Origin of the sequence: Thermosynechococcus sp. OHK43 (genome assembly GCF_014466085.1) — a bacterium.
Lineage (GTDB): Bacteria > Cyanobacteriota > Cyanobacteriia > Thermosynechococcales > Thermosynechococcaceae > Thermosynechococcus.
In genome coordinates this window covers 1-7,259 of sequence record NZ_JACOMP010000173.1, presented here as the reverse complement: position 1 = coordinate 7,259, position 7,259 = coordinate 1, and the positions used below count along the sequence as shown (strand labels likewise).

The 7,259-nt window shown below is 53.4% G+C and carries 11 protein-coding genes; 5 read left to right on the top strand and 6 right to left on the bottom strand.

From position 1 onward, the window contains the following. Positions 1-95 precede the first annotated feature (95 nt). Both H8Q75_RS07295 and H8Q75_RS07290 read left to right on the top strand, forming a co-directional pair. On the top strand, positions 96-1,085 hold the full coding sequence (locus H8Q75_RS07295; RefSeq protein ID WP_024124284.1) for a carbohydrate kinase: 990 nt from the start codon (positions 96-98) through the stop codon (positions 1,083-1,085). A gap of 2 nt (positions 1,086-1,087) precedes the next feature. Then, positions 1,088-1,225 (top strand): hypothetical protein, encoded by a 138-nt coding sequence (locus H8Q75_RS07290; RefSeq protein ID WP_162147164.1) that lies wholly within the window; start codon positions 1,088-1,090, stop codon positions 1,223-1,225. Positions 1,226-1,547: 322 nt separating this feature from the next. On the opposite strand, the gene acsF is transcribed toward H8Q75_RS07290, so the two are convergent. The 6 genes from acsF to H8Q75_RS07260 form a co-directional block, all read right to left on the bottom strand. Beyond that, the gene (acsF, locus tag H8Q75_RS07285) at positions 1,548-2,690 is read right to left on the bottom strand and encodes a magnesium-protoporphyrin IX monomethyl ester (oxidative) cyclase (RefSeq protein WP_041429009.1); all 1,143 of its coding nucleotides are present in this window, start codon (positions 2,688-2,690) and stop codon (positions 1,548-1,550) included. An 86-nt stretch (positions 2,691-2,776) separates the two neighbouring features. Continuing rightward, positions 2,777-3,145 carry an Npun_F0494 family protein gene (locus tag H8Q75_RS07280; protein WP_024124281.1) on the bottom strand — a complete coding sequence of 123 codons (369 nt, stop codon included), beginning with the start codon at positions 3,143-3,145 and terminating at the stop codon, positions 2,777-2,779. A 24-nt stretch (positions 3,146-3,169) separates the two neighbouring features. Continuing rightward, positions 3,170-3,748: a hypothetical protein gene (locus tag H8Q75_RS07275; RefSeq protein WP_041429005.1), complete on the bottom strand. Its 579-nt coding sequence runs from the start codon at positions 3,746-3,748 to the stop codon at positions 3,170-3,172. A gap of 394 nt (positions 3,749-4,142) precedes the next feature. Beyond that, positions 4,143-4,889 carry a dienelactone hydrolase family protein gene (locus H8Q75_RS07270; protein ID WP_225871794.1) on the bottom strand — a complete coding sequence of 249 codons (747 nt, stop codon included), beginning with the start codon at positions 4,887-4,889 and terminating at the stop codon, positions 4,143-4,145. Positions 4,890-4,902: 13 nt separating this feature from the next. Further along, positions 4,903-5,088: a hypothetical protein gene (locus H8Q75_RS07265; protein WP_024124278.1), complete on the bottom strand. Its 186-nt coding sequence runs from the start codon at positions 5,086-5,088 to the stop codon at positions 4,903-4,905. 26 nt (positions 5,089-5,114) lie between these two features. Next, positions 5,115-5,699, bottom strand: coding sequence for a thylakoid membrane photosystem I accumulation factor (locus H8Q75_RS07260; RefSeq protein WP_297041003.1), 585 nt, complete (start codon positions 5,697-5,699; stop codon positions 5,115-5,117). A 172-nt stretch (positions 5,700-5,871) separates the two neighbouring features. On the opposite strand from H8Q75_RS07260, the gene H8Q75_RS07255 reads away from it, so the two are divergent. The 3 genes from H8Q75_RS07255 to H8Q75_RS11980 all read left to right on the top strand — a co-directional run. Continuing rightward, entirely contained in the window at positions 5,872-6,633 is a 762-nt protein-coding gene (locus tag H8Q75_RS07255; RefSeq protein ID WP_297041002.1) for a DUF4382 domain-containing protein, read from the top strand. Then, a complete protein-coding gene (locus H8Q75_RS07250) occupies positions 6,630-7,109 on the top strand; it encodes a carboxypeptidase regulatory-like domain-containing protein (protein WP_024124275.1) in 480 nt (159 codons plus the stop codon). Before H8Q75_RS07255 ends, H8Q75_RS07250 begins: the two co-directional genes overlap by 4 nt. After that, a partial coding sequence (locus H8Q75_RS11980) for an energy-coupling factor ABC transporter permease (RefSeq protein ID WP_365970863.1) occupies positions 7,109-7,259 on the top strand: 151 nt, incomplete at its 3' end. The genes H8Q75_RS07250 and H8Q75_RS11980, both read left to right, overlap by 1 nt.

Genomic DNA, 7,259 nt, shown 5'->3' with positions numbered 1-7,259 from the left:
CTTGGAATCGCTACCATTTTGACACACTCCCCTAGCGATCGCTAGGCTAGGGATCAATAGAAAAAACTAAATTGCCCTATAGCGAATCATTAGCAATGTCCCAACCAACTGTCCTCTGTGCTGGCGAAGTTCTCTTTGATTGTTTAGAACTCCCCCCCGCTCCCCCCCAATGTTTTCTGGGGGGTGCCCCGGCTAATGTTGCCTGTGGTTTAGTGAAGTTGGGAGTGAGTGCGGCCTTTTTAGGAGCTGTGGGAGAGGATGCCTTGGGCCAGCGAGCCTGTGCCGAATTGGCCGCCTTGGGCGTCAATATCGAAGCGGTTGAGCGGGTAGCTGGGCTGCCGACGCGGCAAGTGCGGGTTCAATTGGTGGGGGGCGATCGCCGGTTTGTCGGGTTTGCGCCAGCGGGAACCTCTGTCTTTGCGGATATGCAGTTCTGCGGCCAGCAGGTCTCCCCATCCTTACTGACTGGGGCACGATTTTTTGTCACTGGGACGCTCGGACTCGCCAGTGAACCCACCGCCACGACCATTGACCATCTGGTGCAACGACTGCGGCAAAAAGGTGCCTTGGTTCTCATTGATGCCAATTGGCGACCGATCTTTTGGCCTGATCCAAGGGTTGCTCCTGAGCGCATTTGTCCTTTTCTGGCACAGGCGCATTTCCTAAAACTTGCCAAGGAGGAGGCGGAATTATTTTTCTCTGACAGTGATCCCCAAGTTGTTTACCGTGCACTTTGGGGGAGGGCGCCTGACCATGGGGTGGTCATTACTGACGGGGATCAAGCTATTCGCTACTTTTGGCACGAAAATCAAGGGGAATTAGAACCCCCCTCGATGTCAGTTGTGGATACCACTGGTGCCGGTGATGGCTTTGTTGCGGGTTGGATTGCCCAATTATGGCAGGGCACTCCAGAAACCTACCGTGATCCCGAATGGCAAGCGGCCTGTTTAGAATTTGCCACGGTGGTGGGGGCCCTAGTGACGACAAAACGGGGAGCGATCGCGGGTCAACCGACCCTTGCTGAGGTTACGCAATGGCTTCGGGATCATCCCCAGAGAAAAATACGAACGCACTCAACGGCCTAGCAGTGGTTGATGGTCTGGCGGCGATCGCTGGCTCATTCCCACGGGCAGGGATGGCTGCCCCCAAGGGACAGGCCCGCCAAAATCCCCGCACTGGCACATTCAGTTTTTCGCAGGTACCACCGCGTCGCCCTTCGGAATAATAAAAGCGACAAAAGCGGCAAGTTGTGGGAGTGACAATTGGGCTATCCATCGCGGGGATCAACTCCGAAGTAAAATCTTTAGACTCTCTACCTTCCATCCTATGAAATTGTCCTCAGGGACTTTTTCAGCGATCACAGGGTCAAAGGGGCCTAGGAAGTGAGTTTTAGCGATCCCCAGTGGTCAAAACTGCTTTTAGATTCTTTTCATACTCCCGCAATACTCCGTAATAATACGGATATCAATCGTAGGAAAAATAAAAAAAAGTTGAGTCCGCAGACTCAACCCATGGAGATCACACTAATTTCTAACCAAGGGAAGAAATTAACGCACAGTAACTGGTGTCGGTTCCTTGGTGGGGATTAAGAATAACTTGATCATCTGCCACAGATTTGACAGATAAAGGGGAAGTTTTTTGAGGAAGCCCCCGTTTTGCTTGGCAATTTCTGTGAGCTTAGCGTTGTTTTCGACACACCGCTCTAACCGCTGATAAAATTCTGGATGATCGACATCGAGAATCACCGGGAAAACACGGCCTGCGGTTTCATTGGTTTTGGCAATGACCTCGCGATCGTACTCGCGGGCATCCAAGCCAATAGCAGCATAGAACTTCGACCGCTGCAAATCGTTGAGATACATTGTGGCAAAGACCGACAGCAGGAAGAAGCGGCACCACAGTTTTGGTGGTAGCCAGCAGACCATGAAGTAGCGTGCCCATTTCTGACCAGAGAGGGAGAGGGGGATTTCCTTAATCTTTTGCCAGAAGGTGCGTGGCCGATCCAGCATTTGCGGTTGGGAACGCATCACGGCATCAAAAAAGTCACCGTGGCGGTTTTCGTCTTGGCACCAGTTTTCAAAGAAGCGGAAGATGGGATAGATGCGATGTTCGGGGTGCTTCTCCAGATGGCGGTAAATCGTAATGTAGCGCCAGTAGCCAATCTTCTCAGAGAGGTAGGTAGCGTAGAAGATGAATTCCGGTTCAAAGTAGGTGTAGCTGCGGTGCTGGGTCAAAAAGCCCAAATCCAAGGACAGGTTAAAGTCAGCCATGGCTTTGTTGAGGAACCCAGCGTGGCGGGCTTCATCGCGAGACATAAGGGCAAAGCACTCCGCCAGTAGGGGGTTGCGATCCTTGAGCTTGCGGCTGAGTTCTTTGTAGAGGAGAAAGCCAGAAAATTCGGCTGTGCAGGAGCGCTCCAAAAATTCAATGAATAACTGGCGAGTTTCGCCATCAATGTGATCCCAAGACTGTTCAAATTCTTCGTCCCGCACAAAATGGTGGCGGTTGTAGTCGCAGCGGAATTCCTCAAGGATGGCCTCAAGTTCTGCTTTGTTTTCAGTAATATCCATGTTGGCCATCGCTTCAAAGTCGGTGGTGTAGAAGCGGGGCGTGAGGATGGTTTCTTTGGCAGGGGCTTTGATACCCGGCCGCAGTTCTTCAAACTGTGGTTTGGCGACGGTATTGACCATAAAAAGCTGCGTCTCGCTTTTGCTAACGGCACTCATAGAGCATGGTAGCGAAAATCACCGATGCGTTACAGGTCGTTACAGAACCGTTACATTCCCCACCAGCGGCTGAGTTGATTGCGCCAGCGATCGCCCCAAGAGGCCGACCATGTGGGTTGGCGATAGTTTTGAATTAACTGTTGCCCCAAGGGAGTGAGGCGGTAGCGATCGGTGAGGCCTTGGCCGTCTACTTCGCGGCGCAGTAAACCGACGCGGATCAACCAGTCCAATTCTGCTTCTGCTACGAGCGCGGGCAAAGGCGATCGCGTGAATCCGGATTTGAGACCCGCCGCTCCAGCAATTTCTAAAAGCGCTACACTCCGCTGCTGCATTGTTTGAAACAAGGGCGGCAAAAAGGGACTACAGCGCAGGGCGCGATCGGCCCGTGCCAAAACCTTCGGAGAATACGCGATCGCCACAGGGTATCTCCTTAACAGAAAACCTCAATAGCCGCTATCAATGAAGGTTGCTCGCTCATGCACTGATGATGTATTGGCAGGGGGTGTCCGAGGTGATTGAGCCGCTGGAGAAGTTGATGGCGAGGAGGCGGCTTCTGCCTCCTGACGACGGCGATCAGGCAAAATCACCCGCTCCATGATGAACTCAATTGTGCCCCTGCGTACCCATCCCCGTGCCACCAAAATATCGCCAAGTCTTGCCCCTGTGGCTCGCTGATCTGCTAAGGCGACTTCAATTTGCGCCGGTGTCACCAATTCTGCCTCGACGAGATAGTTCCCCAAGCGCTTCGTGTAGCTGTCATCATGGGGACGCTGGGCAGCGGCGGGCTTTTTCGGATGTGCCTCAGTCTCTGCTGTCACGCCCGGCAGGCTCTCAAAATCACGCCGATCTCCCGCTAGGGCAACCAAACACTCCTTGATTTTCATGAGAATTTCCGCCGCCCGGCGGGGTTGATTTTGCTGGGCCGCCTGCTCCAAGAGTCGAGCTTCTGCCTCAATCAGCGTTTGTCGTGATGCCACTGCTGCGACTTGTAAAATGCGTGCCTGCTGCTGAAGCACAGCCATATTCCCTTCAAAAAGCGCTTTTTTACACTGTTTGAGAACAAGAGCTCCCTGCTTCAGTAGGACTTTGTGGGTAGGAGTAGTCATAGACAGCAACAGTGGGGATGAAGATTTTTGTAAAAAATCTTAAATTTTGACAAATGTCTTTGGTATTGTTTAGGTAAGGGGGAACAGTGCCGAACCCAACTTAATTATTTATACTATAGCCCTTTGTATTGAACCCATGCTGCTGCAACTACATCAAACAACGACATCAAAGTAAAGGTTCTGTAAAGGTTCTGTAAAGATGAGGTAACACAGCCCTCTTCGACAACACAGGGGATGTCAAGGAGCTTTGAGCCTCTCTGAGGGTGGCTTTCAGAGTGTTGAGCATGTTGCATCCTTGTGAAAAGGACTTTCATTGTCGCGATTGCTGCCGTAGGACGGTGTTGAAGAGTTCTTTCACCTGTTCCCAGGCATCCCGCGCTGCTGCTGCATCGTAGCTCTCCCGTTGATCGCAGAAAAAGCCATGATCCGCAGGATAGATGAAGATGTGGTGGCGAATGCCATGGTGGCGCAGCGCTGTTTCAATTTGTTTCACCTGCTCCATGGGAATACTTTGGTCGCGATCGCCAAAGAAGGCATAGAGCGTACCGCGAATTTTGGGTGTAATTTCAATCGTGGGTAGGCCACCGCCGGGGGTCATGGTTGTAATCCCAGCACCGTAGAATGAGGCCGTGGCTTTAATGTCCGGCAACTGGGCCACCAGATAGGCCACATGCCCCCCAAAGCAAAAGCCAATCGTACCAATGGCATCTCTATCCACCTTTTCGAGGCCACGCAGATAGGCAATGGTGGCTTGGGTGTCACTGAGGAGTTCCTCGGCTTTGGTTTGGTTTTTGTACTGTCGCCCCAAATCAATATCAGCCGCAGTGTAGCCCGTTTCAAAGCCGGGGGCAAAGCGTTGGTAAAGGGCGGGGGCGATCGCCACATAGCCTTCGCGGGCAATGCGTTCGGTCACATCGCGGATATGGGCATTGACGCCAAAAATTTCCTGAAAGACAATCACTGCTGGATAGCGGCCGGCAGCCACTGGCTCTGCTAAGTAGGCATCAATCAGCAGCTCGCCATTGACGACCTTGACCCAACGACTAGTCATCTCCACCATCGTGAACCTCCTAGGTAGAAATGTCGAGGTCAGGAAAGGTGCGCTTGAAGTCGCTCATCAATTCATCCAGTTCCGCGAGGGCGGATTCAATGTCAATCCTGAGGGTGCCATTACCGGGGAGTTCCAAAAGCTTTTTAAGGCTCTCTCGCTTCGCTAAAACAATGGCCAGACGTTCTTGTAGTGTGGATAATTCCATGGTTGACCTCGCTGCAAGGCTCACTTTTACTGTAGCGCTCCTTTGGACGGATTCTGCCCTTGAAGGGGTGTGGGGGGCGCCAGTTCCACATTAATTTCATTTACAGGGCGCGGCCGCAGTTCCAAAGATTGAGAGCGCGGCAGCAGGTCAAAGACTTCCCGCAAGGTGTCATCGAGGGTTTCAAAGGGCACGGTACCGATAAATTCCTGCCGCAATTGCCCTTGACGATCAAAAATCAGGGTTTGCGGCACCCGGCCTTTGTAGTAGTAGCCCGCTTCATTGGGGGAGAACTGCGCCCCAAAGGGCAAGGCATCCACATCAATGGCGATAAAATCCGTGGCGCGACCATAGTAGCCTTGCAACTGGGAAATGGTGGAGGCAAACTGCTTGCAGTCGCGGCTATCGTTGACATAAAACAGCAGCAACGTGGCGCGATCGCTCTGGCGCGATTTCTCGAGGGTCACTTTGGGGGGCACCAAGGAGCCATTGCCAGCATAAAGAGCAAAGATATTCCCATCGTAGCGATCGTCTTGTAACCCCGCCCAACTCGGTGCGGTCCACAGTCCCCACAACAGTAGGACAAGTCCTAACCAACCCCAGACCTGTTTCATTTTCTGCTCCATCAAATCCCGTTCTGTAAAGACACTATACCGTCACGCTATCCCCCTCCGGTGCATTGTAGAACCGATGCCGCGCCTTCTAAGGTAGGAAAGGGGTCTTTACGGCTTTTGCCACTGGCTACAGAGGTGCTCTTTCTGGGGCTTTTTCGGGGTGAGCAAACAAATGAATTTGTACCAACGTTTAGGGACGGTCATCATTTTAAGTACAGCACTACTGGCAAGTTGTGCCCCAGCCTCACAAAAGGGGACTTTGCAGCTCTATGCCAATGGCGAAGAACGCTTGCAAACGGGATGGACAACCAAAGATGGCTGGCAGCTTCAGTTTGACCATGTGTATTTAACCTTAGGAAGGGTGACTGCCTATCAAACTAATCCCCCCTTCGATCCTGAGGGGGGCGATCGCCCCAAAAGTGAAGTCACGGTTGTCTTTAGCGATCCAGTGACGGTGGATTTGGTGGGGGATGAGCGTCCCCTGGGGGGCAGTGCTGTGGCGGCAGTGGGTCACTTCAATGCCCTGCAGTGGCAGACTGTTCCACCCAGTTTACAACTGCTGGGCACAGCACAACGAGGCGGTGTCAGGGTGCCCTTTAACATTAGGTTGGATCAGCCCTTGGCATTTGTTTGTGGCGACTACATTGGCGATCAGCGCCAGGGGATTGTGGCAGCCAATAGCGCTGCTGATGTAGAGATCACACTGCACTTTGATCATCTTTTTGGGGATAGGGCTGAACCACCAAGCACAGAGATCAATCGAGATGCGGTGGGTTTTGACCCCTTTGCCGCGATCGCTACCCCTGAGGGAGTCAGGGTTGATTGGGCAGGATTACAGCAAAGACTCAGCCCCCAAGAGGTGGAAACACTGCGCAAAGCCCTCGGGAGTCTGGGGCATGTGGGTGAAGGTCACTGTCGGGAGGTTTCCTTATGAAGACCATTTTAGTGAGCGGTGCCATCCTCGGATTTGTGGTTCCCAAAGCCCTTGCCCATGGGGTGGATTTGCACTACGAACCCCAACAGGTCATTCGCATTACAGCGAGGTACGACAGTGGGCAGCCGCTGGCAGATGCTAGGGTGCAAGTCTTTGCCCCCGATCGCCCCCAAACAGCCGTTATCAGTGGTACCACCAATGCCCAAGGGGAATTTCAGTTTGTCCCGGATCGCCCCGGTCAGTGGCAGGTACAGGTACGCCAAGCCGGTCATGGGGGATTGCTGACCATTGCGGTCGCGCCGCAGGGGCAAACAACAACGGCAGCAGCGATTGCGGTTGCTCCAAAGGTGCCAGCAACCGTTTCCCTGAGTCAATACACCCCTGCGCAAATCACCGTCATGGTCTTGGCGGTGCTGTGGGGTGCCATTGGCACTGCTTGCTTTGCGTGGTCACGACGGCGAGTACAGGTGGAGTAATGCACATCCCCGATGGTTTAGTTCCGCCTCTGTGGTGCGGATTGGGCTACGCCGTTAGTGGAGGCCTTCTCTGGGGGGCTTGCCGCCGTTTGCAGCGGGCGACGGTGGACACGCTGGCGATCGTCCCCCGCTTGGCCCTGTTGACAGCCG